The sequence below is a fragment of the Serratia nevei genome (assembly GCF_037948395.1).
Lineage (GTDB): Bacteria > Pseudomonadota > Gammaproteobacteria > Enterobacterales > Enterobacteriaceae > Serratia > Serratia nevei.
In genome coordinates this window covers 1,462,323-1,479,438 of record NZ_CP149940.1, presented here as the reverse complement: position 1 = coordinate 1,479,438, position 17,116 = coordinate 1,462,323, and the positions used below count along the sequence as shown (strand labels likewise).

General features: G+C 63.2%; 20 protein-coding genes. 7 read left to right on the top strand and 13 right to left on the bottom strand.

Annotation, left to right across the window (positions count from 1 at the left end; genetic code table 11):
- Positions 1-20 precede the first annotated feature (20 nt).
- On the top strand, positions 21-941 hold the full coding sequence (gene yedA / locus V8N38_RS07030) for a drug/metabolite exporter YedA (protein ID WP_070914023.1): 921 nt from the start codon (positions 21-23) through the stop codon (positions 939-941).
- A 106-nt stretch (positions 942-1,047) separates the two neighbouring features.
- Positions 1,048-1,224, top strand: a complete 177-nt coding sequence (locus V8N38_RS07025; protein WP_016928550.1) for a hypothetical protein — start codon at positions 1,048-1,050, stop codon at positions 1,222-1,224.
- On the opposite strand, the gene V8N38_RS07020 is transcribed toward V8N38_RS07025, so the two are convergent.
- Positions 1,212-2,123, bottom strand: coding sequence for a LysR family transcriptional regulator (locus tag V8N38_RS07020; RefSeq protein ID WP_141958466.1), 912 nt, complete (start codon positions 2,121-2,123; stop codon positions 1,212-1,214). The genes V8N38_RS07025 and V8N38_RS07020 overlap by 13 nt on opposite strands.
- A 98-nt stretch (positions 2,124-2,221) precedes the next feature.
- Between V8N38_RS07020 and V8N38_RS07015 the strand changes: the two genes are divergently transcribed.
- Both V8N38_RS07015 and V8N38_RS07010 read left to right on the top strand, forming a co-directional pair.
- On the top strand, positions 2,222-2,968 hold the full coding sequence (locus V8N38_RS07015; protein ID WP_244951296.1) for a hypothetical protein: 747 nt from the start codon (positions 2,222-2,224) through the stop codon (positions 2,966-2,968).
- Positions 2,969-3,074: 106 nt separating this feature from the next.
- Entirely contained in the window at positions 3,075-3,794 is a 720-nt protein-coding gene (locus V8N38_RS07010; protein WP_147839572.1) for an SDR family oxidoreductase, read from the top strand.
- A 6-nt stretch (positions 3,795-3,800) separates the two neighbouring features.
- Here V8N38_RS07010 and V8N38_RS07005 read toward each other — a convergent pair whose 3' ends face one another.
- The 9 genes from V8N38_RS07005 to V8N38_RS06965 all read right to left on the bottom strand — a co-directional run bounded on the left by V8N38_RS07005 (position 3,801) and on the right by V8N38_RS06965 (position 11,547).
- On the bottom strand, positions 3,801-4,562 hold the full coding sequence (locus V8N38_RS07005; protein ID WP_147839638.1) for a phosphate/phosphite/phosphonate ABC transporter substrate-binding protein: 762 nt from the start codon (positions 4,560-4,562) through the stop codon (positions 3,801-3,803).
- 28 nt (positions 4,563-4,590) lie between these two features.
- Positions 4,591-5,364 (bottom strand): ABC transporter permease, encoded by a 774-nt coding sequence (locus V8N38_RS07000; protein ID WP_147839573.1) that lies wholly within the window; start codon positions 5,362-5,364, stop codon positions 4,591-4,593.
- Entirely contained in the window at positions 5,361-6,296 is a 936-nt protein-coding gene (locus V8N38_RS06995) for an ABC transporter ATP-binding protein (protein ID WP_033637623.1), read from the bottom strand. Before V8N38_RS06995 ends, V8N38_RS07000 begins: the two co-directional genes overlap by 4 nt.
- Positions 6,293-7,453: an ABC transporter permease gene (locus tag V8N38_RS06990; protein ID WP_147839574.1), complete on the bottom strand. Its 1,161-nt coding sequence runs from the start codon at positions 7,451-7,453 to the stop codon at positions 6,293-6,295. Before V8N38_RS06990 ends, V8N38_RS06995 begins: the two co-directional genes overlap by 4 nt.
- A 61-nt stretch (positions 7,454-7,514) precedes the next feature.
- Positions 7,515-8,444: an ABC transporter substrate-binding protein gene (locus tag V8N38_RS06985; protein WP_047728273.1), complete on the bottom strand. Its 930-nt coding sequence runs from the start codon at positions 8,442-8,444 to the stop codon at positions 7,515-7,517.
- 40 nt (positions 8,445-8,484) lie between these two features.
- Positions 8,485-9,516, bottom strand: a complete 1,032-nt coding sequence (locus tag V8N38_RS06980) for a fatty acid desaturase (protein ID WP_084826597.1) — start codon at positions 9,514-9,516, stop codon at positions 8,485-8,487.
- A gap of 89 nt (positions 9,517-9,605) precedes the next feature.
- Entirely contained in the window at positions 9,606-10,082 is a 477-nt protein-coding gene (locus tag V8N38_RS06975) for an OsmC family protein (protein ID WP_147839575.1), read from the bottom strand.
- 140 nt (positions 10,083-10,222) lie between these two features.
- Positions 10,223-10,591, bottom strand: a complete 369-nt coding sequence (locus V8N38_RS06970; RefSeq protein WP_100396113.1) for a cell envelope integrity TolA C-terminal domain-containing protein — start codon at positions 10,589-10,591, stop codon at positions 10,223-10,225.
- Between the two features lie 44 nt (positions 10,592-10,635).
- Positions 10,636-11,547, bottom strand: coding sequence for a LysR substrate-binding domain-containing protein (locus tag V8N38_RS06965; RefSeq protein WP_049200980.1), 912 nt, complete (start codon positions 11,545-11,547; stop codon positions 10,636-10,638).
- A gap of 140 nt (positions 11,548-11,687) precedes the next feature.
- Here V8N38_RS06965 and V8N38_RS06960 point away from each other — a divergent pair, with 140 nt between their 5' ends.
- From V8N38_RS06960 to V8N38_RS06950, 3 genes are read left to right on the top strand one after another with little or no spacing between them, the layout of a single operon-like run.
- The gene (locus V8N38_RS06960; RefSeq protein ID WP_004939390.1) at positions 11,688-12,332 is read left to right on the top strand and encodes a hydrolase; all 645 of its coding nucleotides are present in this window, start codon (positions 11,688-11,690) and stop codon (positions 12,330-12,332) included.
- Positions 12,333-12,379: 47 nt separating this feature from the next.
- On the top strand, positions 12,380-12,925 hold the full coding sequence (locus V8N38_RS06955; protein ID WP_147839576.1) for an antibiotic biosynthesis monooxygenase: 546 nt from the start codon (positions 12,380-12,382) through the stop codon (positions 12,923-12,925).
- A gap of 21 nt (positions 12,926-12,946) precedes the next feature.
- Positions 12,947-14,818 (top strand): amidohydrolase, encoded by a 1,872-nt coding sequence (locus tag V8N38_RS06950; protein ID WP_087762157.1) that lies wholly within the window; start codon positions 12,947-12,949, stop codon positions 14,816-14,818.
- A 102-nt stretch (positions 14,819-14,920) separates the two neighbouring features.
- Here V8N38_RS06950 and V8N38_RS06945 read toward each other — a convergent pair whose 3' ends face one another.
- The 3 genes from V8N38_RS06945 to V8N38_RS06935 all read right to left on the bottom strand — a co-directional run bounded on the left by V8N38_RS06945 (position 14,921) and on the right by V8N38_RS06935 (position 17,095).
- On the bottom strand, positions 14,921-16,051 hold the full coding sequence (locus tag V8N38_RS06945; protein ID WP_049200982.1) for a Gfo/Idh/MocA family protein: 1,131 nt from the start codon (positions 16,049-16,051) through the stop codon (positions 14,921-14,923).
- 228 nt (positions 16,052-16,279) lie between these two features.
- A complete protein-coding gene (locus V8N38_RS06940) occupies positions 16,280-16,903 on the bottom strand; it encodes a glutathione S-transferase family protein (RefSeq protein WP_147839577.1) in 624 nt (207 codons plus the stop codon).
- A gap of 9 nt (positions 16,904-16,912) precedes the next feature.
- Positions 16,913-17,095, bottom strand: coding sequence for a DUF1127 domain-containing protein (locus tag V8N38_RS06935; protein ID WP_060440430.1), 183 nt, complete (start codon positions 17,093-17,095; stop codon positions 16,913-16,915).
- Positions 17,096-17,116: the final 21 nt, after the last annotated feature.

Here is a 17,116-nt window from a genome sequence, read left to right as displayed (position 1 = left end):
TCCCTGCAAAATACAATCCTATGCTTAGCCAACCAAGCCGTAGCGTCCTGCCGTTGATCGGGGCGTTGTTCACGTTATATATCGTTTGGGGTTCCACCTATTTCGTCATTCGCCTCGGCGTCGCGCAGTGGCCGCCGCTGATGATGGCCGGCATTCGCTTTCTGACCGCCGGCATCGTGCTGTTCAGCTTCCTGGCCTGGCGCGGCCACGCGCTGCCGACGCCGAAGCAGTGGCTGGCCGCCGGCGTCATCGGCATTCTGCTGCTGGCGGTGGGCAACGGCCTGGTGACGGTAGCGGAGCACCAACACGTACCGTCCGGCATCGCCGCGGTGATGGTGGCGACGGTGCCGCTGTTCACCCTCTGCTTCAGCCTGCTGTGGGGCATGCGCAACACCAAACTGGAATGGGCCGGCATCGCGCTCGGGCTGGTGGGCATCGTGCTGCTCAACACCGGCAACAACCTGGTGGGCAACCCGACCGGCGCGCTGCTCATTTTGCTGGCGTCGGCCAGCTGGGCCTTCGGCTCGGTATTGGGATCGCGCATCTCGCTGCCGGCCGGGCCGATGGCCGGCGCGGCGGAGATGCTGGTCGCCGGCGTGGTGTTATTGGTCGCCAGCCAGCTGAGCGGCGAACACCTGACTCAGATGCCGAGCACCAGCGGCTTTCTGGCGCTGGGGTACCTGATCGTCTTCGGTTCGATGCTGGCGATCAGCGCCTATATGTTTTTGTTGAAGAACGTGCGCCCGGCGGTCGCCACCAGCTACGCCTACGTCAACCCGGTGGTGGCGGTGCTGCTCGGCATCGGCTTTGCCGGCGAATCGCTGGCGCCGCGCGAGTGGCTGGCGCTGGCGATCATCGTGGCGGCGGTGGTGCTGGTGACGCTGGGGAAATACCTGTTCGCCCGCCCGGCCCGCGTGCAGGCCATCGACAGCGAACGGTAGCGATCGCAAAAGGCGGTCTGTGGGCCGCCGTTAAAAACGATTCTTGTTTCACCCGGTGAAGGGGCTATAATTCCCGCTGTTCCAAGCAACCTGCGAAATTATTCCTATGCTGAAAAAAGCGTTCGTCATCGTCATCGCCCTGTGCGCCTTCGGTTCTTTGGGCGGCGTATTTCTCGCCGGGCTGAACATCTACACCCGTTCTACTACCCCGCACGAAGAAAGCGCGCCTGCCGGGGATGCCGCCGCCACGCCGGCGCAAACCGAAACCCTTCAGGCCAAGTGATCGTCCATCCAACGCTGGCAGCGCTGCTGTAAAAAGCGCTGCAGCTGCCTGACGCGTTCCGACACCTGCGAGCGATGCGGGCAGACCAGATTGATCGGCACCGCGTCGCTGCGCCATTCCGGCAGCAGTTGCACCAGCCGCCCGGCGCGAATATCCGCCGCCACGTCGATCGCCGACTTGCGCACCACCCCGTGGCCGGCCAGCGCCCAGCGCCGCGCTACCTCGCCGTCATCGGTAAAATAGCTGCCGTTCAGCGGCACTTCGACCAGCTCCTCACCGCGCCATAGCCGCCATTCCACCTGCCGTTTGCCGCTGGGCTGATACACCAGAATGCTGTGCCGGGCCAGATCGGCCGGCGTTTGCGGCACGCCATGCCGCCGCAGATAATCCGGGCTGGCGCAAATCAGCCGCCGGTGCTGCGGCAAAATAGGCAGCGCCACCAGCGAAGAGTCGGCCAGCGCCCCGAAACGCAACGCCACGTCCACCGGTTCGCGGAACAGATCGGCCTGCCGATCGTTGATCAGGAGCTGCAGCTGAATATGCGGATGCTGTTGCCGGAACTCGTCCAGCCAGCCTAACAGCAGATTACGGCCGAAATCCGACGGCGCTGAAATCTGCAGCACCCCAGACAGCCCCTGATGCTTTTCGCGGATCGCCTGCTCCCCTTCAGCCAACGCGCCCAGCGCCAGGCGCGCGCTGTCGAGATAGCGGGCGCCCTCCTCCGTCAACCGCAGGCTGCGGGTGGAACGCACCAGCAGCCGCGCGCCCAGCTGCTGCTCCAGCCTTTTCACCGCGATGCTGGCCGCCGCCGGCGTTATATCCAGCGCGCGCGCCGCGGCGGAAAAACTGCCGCCGTCCACCGTGCGGACAAACACCTCGAGATCGACAAATGAGGTCATGCGTTTCCCTTCTTGGAGAGCCGGTTTCACGGCGTAACGGGTTGACGATAAAACGCTCAATTGTTATGATTAGATCATAATAAATGGAGCTTTGATCAATGGATGAACACAATGGACTGGACTACATCCTTAGCCTGCACGGCACGCGGGTCAATCGTGAGGATGGCTATTGGTGGAAAATCGAGGCTTGGACGGTGACCCAAACGGCCTTTATCCCTCACGGCATCCATTACAATTTGACCTTGCATGATAATCACAATACCCGGGTTTTTGGCATAGATAACGCGCATGCCATTAAAACCCCTCGCAAAGGTAAATTTTCAGGCCGCGTCGTTTACGATCACCAACATGACATCCCCGACGGACAAAGGCTCACCCTACGAGTTTCATTCCGCCTATCAGTTGGTGGAAGATTTTTTTACCCGGATAGACGAAGTCATACGCAAGAGAGAAAACCGAGGTTGATGATGAAAGCACTGATTGGCGTGATGCCCGAAGAACTGATTCGCAAGCGCATACTGGCGATCGCGAAAGGGGAATACCAGCCGCAGGAACGTGAACCCAAAGTCTGGTTCACGTCGATGATCGCGCTGGCCCAGGTGCTCAGCAACGAGAATATCGCCCTGCTGCGTCTTATCGACACCGCCCGCCCCGAGACCATCAGCCAGCTGGCCGAATTGTCCGGTCGGCAGGTCAGCAACCTGTCAACCACGCTGAAAACGCTGAGCGGGCACGGCCTGGTGGCACTGGAAAAACAGGGGCGCTCGGTAAAGCCCCGAGCGCTGTTTACCGATTTCGAAATTATCGTGGATCAGAAGTTAAATGCCCGCTTTAGCGCTGCGTGATCTTTAAAAGATATTAATAAGTGTTTGTCAGCAAGGCCAATTGTTAGGTCATTTTCAATCAGGAAAGATAGATCCCGTTGAAACTTACCCTAAAAGAGGCCTTAACATGACGATTCCCGATTCCCCACTGAAACGACAAAAACTGGTGATCCTGGGCGGCACCAGCGGCATTGGCGCCGCGGTGGCCTACGCGGCGGCGGCGCGCGGCGCTGAAGTGGTGCTGGCTTCGCGCCGCCTGCCCCACGCCAGGGAGAAGAACGACGCGCTGCGCCTGATGCAGGCCGATCTGACCGATGAAGCGTCGCTGCACGCGCTGTTTGCCGCCGTCGGCGCTTTCGACCATTTGGTGATCACCGCCGGGCCGCTGGTGGAGGCCAAGCCGCTGGCGGAGACCACCCTGGAACGGGCGCAGGCCGACTTCAACGTCAAATTTTGGGGCAGTTTGCGCGCGGTGCAGGCGGCGCTGCCGACGCTGGCGCCACAGGGCTCCATCACCCTGACTTCCGGCCAGCTGTCGCGTAAATACCTCGGCGGTCAGCTGATCAAAACCGCCATCAACGCCGCGCTGGAAGCGGCCGGCAAGCAGCTGGCGAAGGAGCTGGCGCCGCGGCGGGTGAACGTGGTCAGCCCCGGCATCACCGCCACCGAAGCCTACGACGGCATGAGCGCCGCGCAGCGTCAGGCGCTGTTCGAACGGGTTGGCGGCAGCCTGCCGGTCGGCAGGGTCGGCCAGGCGGCCGACGTCGCGGCGGGTTACCTGCTGGCGATGGAGAACGGCTTCGTGACCGGCAGCGTGATCGACATCGACGGCGGCGGCCTGTTGTAACGGCGGCTAGAGCGCCGTCACGCCCTGCGCGGCGGCCTGCTGTTCCAGCACGGTGATAATCTGGTAGGCCGAACGCGGCACCAGGCTGAAATCGCCGATCAGCAGGCGGTCGCTGACCGCCTCATCCAGCATCGCCCGGGCGCCGGCACGCAGGGTTTCCACCTGTTCCGGCGGCGTACCCGCCGCGGTGATCAGCGGCAGGCCGGGCACCGCCGCCGTGCGGCCGATGATTTTCAGCCCCTCCAACGCCTGCGGCTGCGCGCGACGCAGCAGTTCCATGCTGATCGAATCGATGGCGGCGATATCCGCCTGCCCGCTGCGGATCAGCTTCAGCGACTGATAATGCGCGCCGGAGGCCATCGCCGCACCGAAGAATTTCCCATCCTGCGCCAACGGCGCGATCAGCGCGCGCAGGCCGTTGTAGCCGGACTGGGAATCGGTGCTGTTATAAGCCACCGTCCGGCCGCGAAAATCCGCCAGCCGTTCGCCGGGATCGCCCGCACGCACCACCAGCCAACTGCGGTAATTCGGCCCGTCGCACCCTTCAACCCGGTAATGGTAGGTGCCGATCAGCTGCACCTGCGACAGGGTGCTGACCAACGGATAACCGCAGGTTTGGCTGAGCAGCAGATCGTCGCGCCGCCAGTGCTGCGCCAGATCGTCCGGCCAGCTGAGCCGCTCCGGCGCCGCCGGCAGCCCCAGCCGCAGCAGCTTGTCGCGCAATACCTGCCAGAAAGATTCGGCCTGCTCCCGGCCAACGCCGTACATCGGTAGAGACACCTGCATCATTTCCCCCTTACCCCGCCGGAGTGGACGCCAGCGTCTGCTGACGCCAGGCGGTGAGATAACGCACCCAACGTTCGAACAGCATATCGGTGATAATAGCCAACAACGCCACCACCGCCGCGCCCTGGATCACATAGGCGGTGTTAAACCCGCTCAGACCGATGATGATCGGCGAGCCGAGGGTTTTGGTGCCGACGGTGGAAGCGATGGCCGCCGTGCCGATGTTGATGATCACCGACGTGCGGATCCCGGCGACGATCACCGGCGCCGCCAGCGGCAATTCGACCCGCCACAGAATTTGCCAGGCGCTCATCCCCACGCCGCGGGCAATCTCGCGCGTGGCGGGCGGCACCGATTCGATGCCCGCCAGCGTGCCCTGCAGGATCGGCAGCAGGCCGTACAGCACCAGCGCAATGATCGCCGGCTGTTCGCTGAAGCCCATCACCGGCACCGCTACCGCCAGCACCGCCACCGGCGGGAAGGTCTGCCCCACCGCCACCACCGTTTCCACCAGCGAACGAAACTCCCGACCGCTGCGCCGGGTGACGGCCACGCCGGCCACCACGCCGAGAGCCACCGCGATCAGACTGGAGATCGCCACCAGCGACAGGTGCGCCCCCACCAGCGCGATAAAGCTGTCCTGCTGATAAATGGGCCGCTCCAGATCGGGGAACCAGGCGGCGAACAGGCCGCGCAGATGATCCATGCCGAACACCAGCGCCAACAGCAGCGCCAGCGTCCAGGGCAGCGGATCGCGCAACAGGCGCCAGACGCGCCCGCTCATGACAGCGCCTGCCCGGCGATCAGATCGTTAAAGTGCAACACCCCCAACGCTTCGCCCCGTTCATCCACCACCGGCAGGCAGTCGCTGCCGCGCGCCACAAACACCGACAGCGCCTCGCGCAGGCTCATGGCGGCGGCGATCGGTTCGCCCTCGGCGGCGCCGGGCCGCACCCGCTCCGCCACCGTTCCCAGCGACAGCAGCTTGATGCCGCGATCGCTGCGCCCGAAGAAATCCCGCACGAAGTCGTTGGCCGGCGCGGTCAGCAGCGCCAGCGGCGTGCCCTGTTGCACCACCCGCCCCTGATCGAGCAGCACCAGGCGATCCGCCAAGCCCAGCGCTTCATCGATGTCGTGCGTCACCAGCACGATGGTGCGGCCGGAGAGCTGATGGATGCGCGCGATCTCCGCCTGCAGCGCCGCACGGGTGACCGGATCCAGCGCGCCGAACGGTTCGTCCATCAGCAACACCTCGGGATCGGCGGCCAGCGCGCGCGCTACCCCCACCCGCTGCTGCTGCCCGCCGGACAGCTGATGCGGGTAGCGGCGGCGAAACAGATCCGGCTCCAGATGCAACAGCTCCAGCAGTTCGGTCACCCGATCGCGAATGCGCGCGCGCGGCCATTTCAGCAGCTGCGGCACGGTGGCGATGTTCTCCTCCACCGTCCAGTGCGGGAACAGGCCGATCGACTGGATCGCATAGCCCATGCGCCGCCGCAGATCCTGCGGTTTGAACGACTGGATCTCTTCGCCGGCAAAGAGAATCTTGCCCCGATCGTGTTCGATCAGGCGATTGATCATTTTTAACGTCGTGGACTTGCCGGAACCCGAGGTGCCGATCAACACGGTGAATTCGCCCTCGGCGATGTGCAGCGTGAGATCGTCCACCGCCGGCTTGCCCTGAAAAATTTTGCTGACTTGCTCAAAGTGAATCATCGGCGCGATACGTCCAGGATTGAAACCCAAAATTTAAACAGCGAATCGACGATGACCGCCATCATGACCACCGGGATCACCCCCAGCAAAACCAGATCCAGCGCGCTGCTGAGCAGCCCCTGGAACACGATGGCGCCAAAGCCGCCGGCACCGATCAACGCCGCCACCACCGCCATGCCGACGGTTTGCACCGCCAGGATGCGCACGCCGGTCAGGAACAGCGGCAGCGCCAACGGCAGCTGCACGCGCAGGAAGATCTGCCCGCGCGTCAGCCCCATGCCGGTGGCGGATTCGATCACCCCGGCCGGCACGCTTTGCAGCCCCGCCACCACGCTGCGCACCAGCGGCAACAGCGCGTACAGCACCAGCGCCACGATCGCCGGCGCCATGCCGATGCCGCTGACGCCGTGCTCCGCCAGCCAGGGCACCGCCGTCGCCAGCCCCGCCAATGGCGCGATCAGCAGGCCGAACAGCGCGATGGACGGCACGGTCTGGATAATGTTCAGCGCGGAGAAAATCGGCCGCTGCCAGCGTTCGGAGCGAAAACACAGCACCCCGAGCGGCACGCCGATCGCCAGCGCCGGCGCCATCGTCGCCAGCAGAATCGTCAGGTGCTGCAGCAGCGCGGCGTCAAACACCTCCTGGCGATTGTGGTACTCCTTCAGCAGCGACAGCTGATCGAGCTGATGCCCGAACAGCAGCAGCGCCGGCGGCACCAGCACCAGCGCGTTGCCCAGCATGCGCCACAGGTGCGACGCGGTGAGGCGCGCCAGGGCGTCGGCGGCGATCAGCAGGCTCAGCGCCATCGTCAGCCAGCATCCGCTGCCCCAGGAGGTGCGCGCCAGGCGCGATCCCTCCTGCGCCAGGCGTTCGGCGGCCTGTCCGCTGATCCAGAAGGCCAGCGTCAGCACCCCGCAGGCGGCCAGCGCCGCCAGCAGCACCCGCCCCCGCGTCGGCGGCAACAGGCTGAGGATCGCCAATGCCGCCAGCGGCAACAGCAGCCACAGCGCCGGGCCGTGCAGCAGGGAGAACAAGGAGAGGCTTTTGCCCGACAACAGACGATTGGGGGCATAACTGAGGAACGGCAGACCGAAAGCGGCCAGCAGCAACAGCATGAACAGCGTCAACAAGACGCGATGTTTTACGGCAATAGTCAAAGAAACGCTCCGGCTCCCTCGGTTTACCCCCTCTCCCGACGGCAGAGGGGGCACCTCGGCATTATCCCTTAACAAACCCTTTCTCTTTCAGGTAAGCGGCCGCCACCTGTTTGGCGTCTTGGCCTTCCACGGCGATCTGCGCGTTGAGTTTTTGCAGCGTCGGCCCGTCCAGAGAGGCGAACACCGGCTTGAGCAGCTCAGGCAGATTGGCGTGCGCCTTCAGCGCCGCTTCGCGCACGATCGGCGCCGGTGCGTAGATCGGCTGTACGCCTTTCGGGTCCGCCAGCGTCTGCAGCCCCAGCGCCGCCACCGGGCCATCGGTGCCGTAGGCCATCGCCGCGTTGACGCCGGAGGTCTGCTCCGCCGCCGCCTTGATGGTCACCGCCGTGTCACCGCCGGCCAGGGACAGCAGCTGATCCTGATTCAGTTTGAAACCGTAGGCGTTCTGGAACGCCGGCAGCGCATCCGGCCGCTCGATAAATTCCGCCGAGGCCGCCAGCTTGAACTTGCCGCCGCCGTTGATCCACTTGCCGAGATCCGACAGCGTCTTCAGATGGTTGGCCTCCGCCACGTCCTGACGAATGGCGATGGTCCAGGTGTTGTTGGCCGGCGCCGCGTCCAGCCAGACGATTTTGTTTTTGTCGTAGTCGAGCTGCTTCACCTTCTCGAAGCCGGCCTGGGCGTTCTTCCACGCCGGATCTTTCTCATCGGAGAAGAAAAACGCGCCGTTGCCGGTGTATTCCGGATAGATGTCGATCTCGCCGGAGGTGATGGCGCCGCGCAGCACCTTGGTGGTGCCGAGCTGCAGCTTGTTGGTGGTCTTGATGCCGTTGGCTTCCAGCACCTGCACGATGAGGTTGCCGAGCAGCGAACCTTCGGTATCGATCTTGGAGCCGACGCGCACCGAGTCGGCCGCCTGCGCCAGACCGCCGGTGGCCAGCAGGGCCAGCGCGACGGCAAAGGAACGTCCGCGTGATAAGGTGATTGCCATACTTTTCCTCTGGTTATATGTTTTCCGGCTCATGGGCCGGTTAGGTTGGAAAATCCTGAGAAACACGCTTCCAGCGCGCAATAAATTTTTCCGTCGGCAGGGCATCGCCTTCTCCCTGCGGTTCATCGGCGCGCAACGGATGCACGCCAACGTCGATCGGCGTCAGGGCGTAATCGCGCAGCCACTCGCCGTAGCCTTGCGCGACAAATCCCTGGCTGCGCCGCTGATACGCCTCACGCTCCGCCAGATAGACTTCGCGCAAACCGTACCAGGGCAGGCCGGGCAGATCGTGATGCACTAAATGGTAGTTCAGATTGAGAAACAGCAGCCGCCACGGCCAGCCCGCCTCATTAATAATAGAACGTGCCTGCGGTGCGTCCACGGCGCGATGCTCAAAAAACGATCTTACCTTGGTCAGCGCCAGCGCCGGGTAGCTGATGGCCAGCAGGTAAAACGCCGCACCGATACCCTGCGCCTGCAGCCAGTTCAGCAATATCACCAACAGCGACAGGTGCACTCCCCACATCATCCAGGTACGCCACTCCCCAGAGGCAAGCGCTTTCACCGCCCCGGCCAGGGTCGCGGCGATATCCAACGCCGGGCCGAGGAGCACCCGGCCGATCAGCGTATTGCGCACGGCGGTCAGCAGCGGCAACAGGCGGGGATAGCGCCGCCACTGCGCGGCGCTGAAGTAATAGCTTTCGGGATCTTCGTGCGGATCGGTCAGGTGGTCGTTGCGGTGGTGGCGCAGATGCGAATCGCGATACAGCCCATAGGGATACCACACCGCCAGCGGCAACAGGCCGAACAGCTGATTGACGCGCGGCCAGCGCGTCGGATGGCCGTGGATCAGCTCGTGTTGCAACGACAGGTACCAGGTGGTCAGGAGAATCAACAGCGGCGCGCCAAGCCACGGGCCCAGCGTTTGCCATCCCAGCGCCACGCCGAACCAGCCGCCGTACACCGCCGCCATGATCCCCCAGGTGGGCAATTCCATTCGCCAATAGCGGCGCCGATAAAGCTGCCTGATTCGTTCGCGCTGTTCGGGGTGCAAATAGTGGGCATGGGACATGCTGCGGCTCGCGGTGAGAGATTTTCTCCCAGTATCCGCGAGCCGTAGCGGCGTTCAAAATAACGAAAATGGCAAAGCTAAGTGAAAATTCAGCGGGTTGCGTACGCGGCCTGCGGTTCGCAGGCCACCGGGAAATTCACCGAGTTGGCGATAAAGCACAGGTGATGCGCCTTCTCGTGCAGCTGTTGCGCCAGTTGCAGATCGTCGCCGTCGCGCACCGTGACCTGCGGCCGCAGCGTCACCGAGGTGAAAAAGCCGCCGCGCGCCGCGTCTTCACGCATCACCCCGACGGCGTTGTCCTGATAGGCCAGTACGGAAATGTCCGAGGTGGCGCACAGATGCAGATACCATAATTTGTGACAGGCGCTGAGCGAAGCCACCAGCAAATCTTCCGGGTTCCAGCGCGTTGCGTCGCCGCGGAAGGCCGGATCGGCGGAGCCGGCGATGTCTGCCTTGCCCGCGGCGCCGATCAGGTGATCGCGCCCGTAGGCGCGGTAATCCTCGGTACCTGCGCCCAAATTCCCCTGCCAGGTGACCGCCACCTGATAATGATGTTCGCCTTTCATGCCTTTTTCTCCCGTTGGCCAGCCAATGCAACCTCGTCTTGAGACGTGCCCGGAAAACACTATTGGTGGAAAAGCGTGAATACGCAAACGGCGAAACGAGAAAAAACGGGCCGCGCAGGCGGCCCGTCGGTCACATCCCTTCAGGGAACGAAATCGAGCACCACGGCGTTGAACAGCGCGTACTCGGTGGCGGTGGCCATCGGCGGAAACTGCGCGTGCTGCACCGCCGCACTCGCCGCTGAGCACAGAGGCGCGTCGCCTCTTACGATCTTGCTGCTCGCCAGCTTGCCGTCCGGCCGCAGCCGAATGCTGATGGTGCAGCGTTGGCCGCGCGCGCGTTCAGGCAAACGCAGCTCGCGGCTCACCGCGTTATGCACCCGCACCGGATAGCTGAGCGGCACCGTGGCCTGCGCCTCGGCCTGCGGCTCCGGCAACGGGATGCCGGCCTGACGCCCGGCGCCGCAGCCGCTCAGCAGCAACAGCGCCAACAGGCTTAGTGTCTTTTTCATTCCCTATGTCCTTATTGGGGGGATTTATCCTTATCGCGTGGCCCTCACTGCGCCGCCGGGTAAGCCTCGCCGTCATCCGCGTAACGCTGCAGCCGTTCGCGCCACCACTTGGCCGCCAGACCGCTGGCGCTTTCCCGCCAGCCGAAATAGGCAACGTCGCTGCAGCGCTCAGATTCTACGCGTTTCGCCACCAGTTCGCCGCTGTTCAGGTAAGGTTCCGCCAGAGAACGCGGCAGATAGCCGCAGCCCAACCCGGCCAACTGCGCCTGCAGCTTGGCGTCGAAGCCGAAGACCGTCAGCGTATCCTGCTCTTCGAGCAGGTTCAGGCTCTGCGGCGCATTGACCCGCGAGGTATCGCGCACCACCACCGCCCGGTGCTGACGGATTTCGTCCTTCGGCAACGGTTCCGGCAGCGTCGCCAGCGGATGCTGCGGCGCGACGGCGAACACGTAATCCAGCTGCCCCAGCCGGCTGAACGCATAGCCCACCCGCGACGGCGGCTCGCAGATGGCGCCGATGATAATGTCGGCGCAGCCATAAACCAGCGATTCCCAGGAGCCGGCCAGCACCTCGTGGCTGAAACGCAGCCGGGTATGATGATGTTGCCGATAGAACTCGTCGATCAGTGGCAACAGGCGGGCGAACGGGAATGAGGCGTCGATCCCGAGCGTGATCTCGCTTTCCCAGCCGTTCTCCACGTAGCGCGCCTGCTGCTCCAGATCCTGCGCCGCCCGCAGCAACACCCGGCCTTTTTCCAGCATCAGCTTGCCGGTATCGGTGAACTTCGCCCGATGGCCGGAGCGGTCCAGCAGGGTGATGTCGAGATCGTTCTCCAGCTTTTGCACCATATAGCTAAGTGCCGAAGGGGTTTTAAACAGTGCGGCGGCCGCGGCGGCGAAAGATCCGTGCCGGTCCAGCGCGTCCAAAATCAGCAGCGCTTCCAGGTTTAATCTCATGCTTTCTCCCGTGTATAAAAAAACTCAACAAGTCGGCAAAAATTCTGCGGTATCTTTGAAATCGCCCTCTGCCTACCATGCGTTTTATCGGCGTTACACTCATCAGATGTTCAACCGAAATATCACTGGGAAGGTAAATTATGTCCAAGTTTCAACTGCTTGATAAAGACAACTCCGCACTGATTTTTATCGATCATCAACCGCAAATGGCCTTCGGCGTGGCTAATATTGATCGTCAGCAACTGAAAAACAACGTTGTTGGCTTGGCGAAGGCGGGCAAGATTTTCAACGTGCCAACCCTTTTCACCTCGGTAGAAACCGAAAGCTTCAGCGGCTATATCTGGCCGGAACTGCTGGCGGTACACCCTGAAATCACCCCGATTGAACGCACCTCGATGAACTCCTGGGAAGACGCGGCCTTCGTTAAAGCCGTGGAAGCCACCGGCCGCAAAAAGCTGGTGATCTCCGCGCTGTGGACCGAAGTGTGTCTGACCTTCCCGGCACTGATGGCGCTGGAAGCCGGCTATGAAGTGTATGTGGTGACCGACACCTCCGGCGGCACCTCCGTCGATGCGCACGAGCGTTCGATCGACCGCATGGTGCAGGCCGGCGCCGTGCCGGTGACCTGGCAGCAGGTGCTGCTGGAGTACCAGCGCGACTGGGCGCGCAAAGATACCTACGACGCGGTGATGGCGCTGGTGCGCGAACACAGCGGCGCGTACGGCATGGGCGTCGACTACGCTTACACCATGGTGCACCACGCACCGGCTCGCACGGTGAAATAATCCCCTTGCCCCGGCCCTGCGCCGGGGTATTTTCAGGAGTCGGTTTTATGGCCCATCCGCAGCATGTCACGCTGGTGATCACCCACCGTTTGGCGCCGGGGAACGAGCAGGCCTATGAGGCCTGGCTGAACCGCATCATGCCCGACGCCGCGGGCTTCCCCGGCCATTTGGGCGTCAACGTGATTCGCCCTTCCGGCGACGAACAGGCCTATACGGTGTTGGTCCGCTTCGACAACCTCGACAACCTGTACCGCTGGATCCACTCGCCGCTGCGCAAGCAATACATCGAAGAAGTCACCCCGCTGCTGCTGGAGAGCGACCATATCGAGATCCGCCCCGGCGCGGAGTTCTGGTTTACCCCGCCCAACCCCGGCGTGCGCCAGCCGCCCCAGTGGAAGCAGTTCATCATCACCCTGCTGGTGATTTTCCCTTCCACCAATCTGGTGCCCTGGTTTTGGGGGTTGGTGCTGCCGCAGCTGGACGGCTCGCTGCTCGGCCATTTTCTCAATGACGCCACCGTGGTCGCCCTGGTGGTGTACCTGTGGATGCCTATCGTGACTCGCGTTTTTCATCAATGGCTGACCCGCCGCTAGGCGGTTCGCCGGGAGAATGTTATGAACCACCACGCTTCATTGATCATCACCAACGGCAAGTTTCACACCGTCGATCGCCAAAATCCCACCGCACAGGCGGTCGCCATCCGCGACGGCAAGTTTCTGGCGGTCGGTAGCGAAAGCGAAGTCATGCAGCACGCCGGGCCGGAAACCCAGGTGATCGACCTGCATGGCCATACCGCTATTCCAGGCCTGAACGACTCGCACCTGCACCTGATCCGCGGCGGCCTGAACTATAACCTGGAGCTGCGCTGGGAAGGCGTGCCTTCGCTGGCCGACGCCCTGCGCATGTTGAAAGAACAGGCGCTGCGCACGCCGAACCCGCAGTGGGTACGGGTGGTCGGCGGCTGGACCGAATTCCAGTTCGCCGAGCGCCGCATGCCGACGCTGGACGAGATCAACCAGGCGGCGCCGGACACGCCGGTGTTCATACTGCACCTCTACGATCGCGCGCTGCTCAACCGCGCGGCGCTGAAGGTGGTCGGCTACACCAAAGACACGCCGAACCCGCCGGGCGGCGAGATCCAGCGCGACGCCAACGGCAACCCGACCGGCATGCTGATCGCCAAGCCCAACGCCATGATCCTGTACGCCACGCTGGCGAAAGGGCCGAAGCTGCCACTGGAACAGCAGGTTAATTCCACCCGCCAGTTTATGCGCGAGCTGAACCGTCTGGGCCTCACCAGCGCCATCGACGCCGGCGGCGGCTTCCAGAACTACCCGGAGGATTATCAGGTGATCGCCGAGCTGCACGAGAAAAAGCAGCTGACCATCCGCATCGCCTATAACCTGTTCACCCAGCGGCCGAAGCAGGAGCTGGAAGACTTCGAGCTGTGGACCGACATGCTCAAGCCGGGTCAGGGTACCGACTTCTATCGCCACAACGGCGCCGGCGAGATGCTGGTGTTCTCCGCCGCCGACTTCGAAGACTTCCTGCAGCCGCGCCCGGATCTGCCGCCGGGCACCGAAGACGAGCTGGAGCGGGTGGTGCGTCATCTGGTCGAGCACCGCTGGCCGTTCCGCCTGCACGCCACCTATGACGAGTCCATCAGCCGCATGCTGGACGTGTTCGAGAAGGTGAACCGCGACATTCCGTTCAACGGGCTGCACTGGCTGTTCGACCACGCCGAAACCATTACCGAGCGCAATATCGAGCGGGTCAAGGCATTGGGCGGCGGCATTGCGGTGCAGCACCGCATGGCGTTCCAGGGCGAGTATTTCGCTGACCGCTACGGCATCGAAGCCACCAAACATACGCCGCCGGTGGCGAAAATGCTGACGGCCGAGCTGCCGGTCGGACTGGGCACCGACGCCACCCGCGTCGCCAGCTACAACCCGTGGACGGCGCTGTACTGGCTGGTTTCCGGCCGCACCGTCGGCGGCATGGCGATGTACGACGACAGCGCCCGGCTGGATCGCGAAACGGCGCTGATGCTGTGGACGCAAGGCAGCGCCTGGTTCTCCACCGAACAGGGCAAGAAAGGCCAGATCAAGGTCGGCCAGCTGGCGGATGTGGCGGTGCTGTCGCAGGACTATTTCAGCGTGCCGGAAGAGCAGATCAAAGGCATAGAGTCGGTGATGACGGTGGTGGATGGCAAGGTGGTCTACGCCGCCGGCAGCTTCTCGCCGCTGGCGCCGCCGCCGCTGCCGGTGCTGCCGGAGTGGTCGCCGGTTACCCAGGTGCCGGGTCATTACCGCTCCGCGCCGCCGTCGGCGGTAGCCAAAGTCGGCGTGCTGAGCCAGGCGCACCAATGCTGTGGCCCGTGCGGCGTACACGCACATCAGCATGACATTGCGCGCCGCTCCAGCATCCCGGTGTCGGATGAAAATGCCTTCTGGGGCGCGTTCGGCTGTTCGTGCTTCTCGTTCTAAGTTGCCAGGTCAGCAACTTATTATGTAACTAGCTTAATAAGATATTAAGTTAGCAACATAACAAATTAATGGCGCTGTCCACGAGAGAGCGCCATTTCATTTTCAATCGCGGTTGATCTCCAGCCAGCGCCGCTGCTCGGCGGAGGCGGCTATCGCATCCAGCACGCAAGACACCTTCCAGCCTTCTTCAAAGTCCGGCCACATGCGATCGCCCGCGGCGATGCCGTTGACCAGATCGCGGATCTCCACCGTCTTCTGATCGTTAAAGCCGATGCCGTGCCCGGCGCTGATGCAGAACGCCGCGTAGTCCGGGTGCTTCGGCCCTACCAACAGCGTTTTGAACCCCTGCCGCTCCGCCGGCTCATCGTGCCGATACAGTTTCAGCTCCGCCATCCGTTCCTGGGTATAGCTCAGCGTGCCTTTAGTGCCGGTGACCACATAGGTCAGCCCCATCTTGCGCCCGCAGGCGATGCGCGAGGTTTCGAGAGTGCCCATCGCCCCGCCGGCGAAGCGCAGCAGCGCGCTGGCCTGATCTTCGTTTTCCACCGGCAGCAGGCGCGCCGGGTCTTGCGGATCCGGGCGCTGTTTGATCACGGTCTGCATATCGCCGGAGACCGCCACGATATCGCCCACCAGGTAGTGCGCCATGTTGACGATATGCGCCGCCAGATCCCCCAACGCACCCAGCCCAGCGCTGGCGCGGCGGCAGTGCCAGTCAATCGGCGTGCGCGGGTCGGCCAGATAATCCTCATTGTGGGTGCCGTAAAAATGCACCACCTCACCGATTTCGCCGTTGGCGATGATCTCGCGCGCCAGCTGGCTGGTCGGGTTCTTCATGTAGTTGAAACCGACCAGCGTTTTCACGCCTTTGGCGCGGGCGGCCTGCACCATCTCCGCCGCGTCGGCGGCGTCCAGCGCCAGCGGCTTTTCCGAATACACGTGCTTGCCGTGGCGGATCGCCTCCAGCGCCATCTCTTTGTGCAAGAAGTTGGGCGCGCAGATGTCCACCACGTCGATCGCCGGATCGGCCACCAGCTGCCGCCAATCGCCGGTCGAACGCGCAAAACCGAACTCGCCGGCACGCTGCGCCGCCAGCTCGGGCGTCACTTCCGCCAGCATCTCCAGCACCAGCTCCCCTTTCAGAGGAAAGACCGTGGGGGCCTGCGCATAAGCGATAGCGTGACAACGCCCGATATAACCGGTGCCGATTAACCCAACGCGTACCTGTTTCATCATTTTCTCCCGTGATCGAAATCCTGCGTAGAACCAGGCGCCGTTCAATGAAACGCGCCGTCTGATAACGGGTTTATATGGAATATAAATTTCAATAACAAGCGCGCGGGAAAATAAAGTTCATATTCGTGATGCCGTTCATGAAACGTTGACGGGATGATGCAACGCAGAAAGCCCAGACACGGCTTGCCGTATCCGGGTGAGATAAAATGAACCGTTTATTTCATATCACGGTAAACCGTTGGCGCCGTGCTGCACGTAGCCGGGGCGTTGCAGCAGGCGCTGCTGATAGGCCGCCAGCGCCGCATAATCCGGCCGCTCGAACGGCGTCATCAGCCAGCGATTCAGCGACAGCCCCAGCACCACGTCCGCCAGCGTGAAGGCGGCGCCGGCGGCATAAGGGCCGTGCTGCGCCAAATGCCTGTCCAGCAGCCCCATCAGCCGGTTCCACTCACGCTCGGCGGCGGCCAGGCTGGCGGCATCCTGATAATCTGCATGCCCTCGCACCCGCGACATGAACACATAGCGCCAGGCGCTGTTCAGATCGGTGGCCTGCCAGTCCATCCACATCTCCACCGCCGCGCGCGCACCGGGTTCCTGCGGCAGCAGATCGCGGCGCCCTTCCCGCCCCGCCAGATAGCGGCAAATGGTGTTCGACTCCCACAGCACCCGCTCGCCGTCGATCAGCACCGGCACCAGGCCGTTCGGGTTCAGCGCCTGAAACGCCGGCTCCTGCGTGGAGCGGAAGCCGCTGCCCCAGTCCTCCCGCGCCAGCGGCAGCCCCAGCTCCTGGCAGGTCCACAGCACCTTGCGCACGTTGATCGATGAAGCCTTGCCCAAGACTCTCAGCATCGGTTTTCCTTATTCTTTCCAGAACGGTTTATAGCCTTCACGCCGGGCTTCCACCTGCGTCAGGCCGATGTCCGCCAGCTGCCTGTCGTTCAACAGTAACAGCTCCTTTCTCGTTCTGTGCCGCAGCAGATACAGATGCCAGCGTGACCAACCGACCGAGCGCCGCAGCGGCGTACCAGAAAACAGAGCCATGTTGTTATTCTCCCTGATGTT

Coding starts and splice junctions, on each gene's coding strand:
- yedA (WP_070914023.1), top strand. CDS start 21: ATGCTTAGCCAACCAAGCCGTAGCGTCCTGCCGTTGATCGGGGCGTTG.
- V8N38_RS07025 (WP_016928550.1), top strand. CDS start 1,048: ATGCTGAAAAAAGCGTTCGTCATCGTCATCGCCCTGTGCGCCTTCGGT.
- V8N38_RS07020 (WP_141958466.1), bottom strand. CDS start 2,123: ATGACCTCATTTGTCGATCTCGAGGTGTTTGTCCGCACGGTGGACGGC.
- V8N38_RS07015 (WP_244951296.1), top strand. CDS start 2,222: ATGGATGAACACAATGGACTGGACTACATCCTTAGCCTGCACGGCACG.
- V8N38_RS07010 (WP_147839572.1), top strand. CDS start 3,075: ATGACGATTCCCGATTCCCCACTGAAACGACAAAAACTGGTGATCCTG.
- V8N38_RS07005 (WP_147839638.1), bottom strand. CDS start 4,562: ATGTACGGCGTTGGCCGGGAGCAGGCCGAATCTTTCTGGCAGGTATTG.
- V8N38_RS07000 (WP_147839573.1), bottom strand. CDS start 5,364: ATGAGCGGGCGCGTCTGGCGCCTGTTGCGCGATCCGCTGCCCTGGACG.
- V8N38_RS06995 (WP_033637623.1), bottom strand. CDS start 6,296: ATGATTCACTTTGAGCAAGTCAGCAAAATTTTTCAGGGCAAGCCGGCG.
- V8N38_RS06985 (WP_047728273.1), bottom strand. CDS start 8,444: ATGGCAATCACCTTATCACGCGGACGTTCCTTTGCCGTCGCGCTGGCC.
- V8N38_RS06980 (WP_084826597.1), bottom strand. CDS start 9,516: ATGTCCCATGCCCACTATTTGCACCCCGAACAGCGCGAACGAATCAGG.
- V8N38_RS06975 (WP_147839575.1), bottom strand. CDS start 10,082: ATGAAAGGCGAACATCATTATCAGGTGGCGGTCACCTGGCAGGGGAAT.
- V8N38_RS06970 (WP_100396113.1), bottom strand. CDS start 10,591: ATGAAAAAGACACTAAGCCTGTTGGCGCTGTTGCTGCTGAGCGGCTGC.
- V8N38_RS06965 (WP_049200980.1), bottom strand. CDS start 11,547: ATGAGATTAAACCTGGAAGCGCTGCTGATTTTGGACGCGCTGGACCGG.
- V8N38_RS06960 (WP_004939390.1), top strand. CDS start 11,688: ATGTCCAAGTTTCAACTGCTTGATAAAGACAACTCCGCACTGATTTTT.
- V8N38_RS06955 (WP_147839576.1), top strand. CDS start 12,380: ATGGCCCATCCGCAGCATGTCACGCTGGTGATCACCCACCGTTTGGCG.
- V8N38_RS06950 (WP_087762157.1), top strand. CDS start 12,947: ATGAACCACCACGCTTCATTGATCATCACCAACGGCAAGTTTCACACC.
- V8N38_RS06945 (WP_049200982.1), bottom strand. CDS start 16,051: ATGAAACAGGTACGCGTTGGGTTAATCGGCACCGGTTATATCGGGCGT.
- V8N38_RS06940 (WP_147839577.1), bottom strand. CDS start 16,903: ATGCTGAGAGTCTTGGGCAAGGCTTCATCGATCAACGTGCGCAAGGTG.
- V8N38_RS06935 (WP_060440430.1), bottom strand. CDS start 17,095: ATGGCTCTGTTTTCTGGTACGCCGCTGCGGCGCTCGGTCGGTTGGTCA.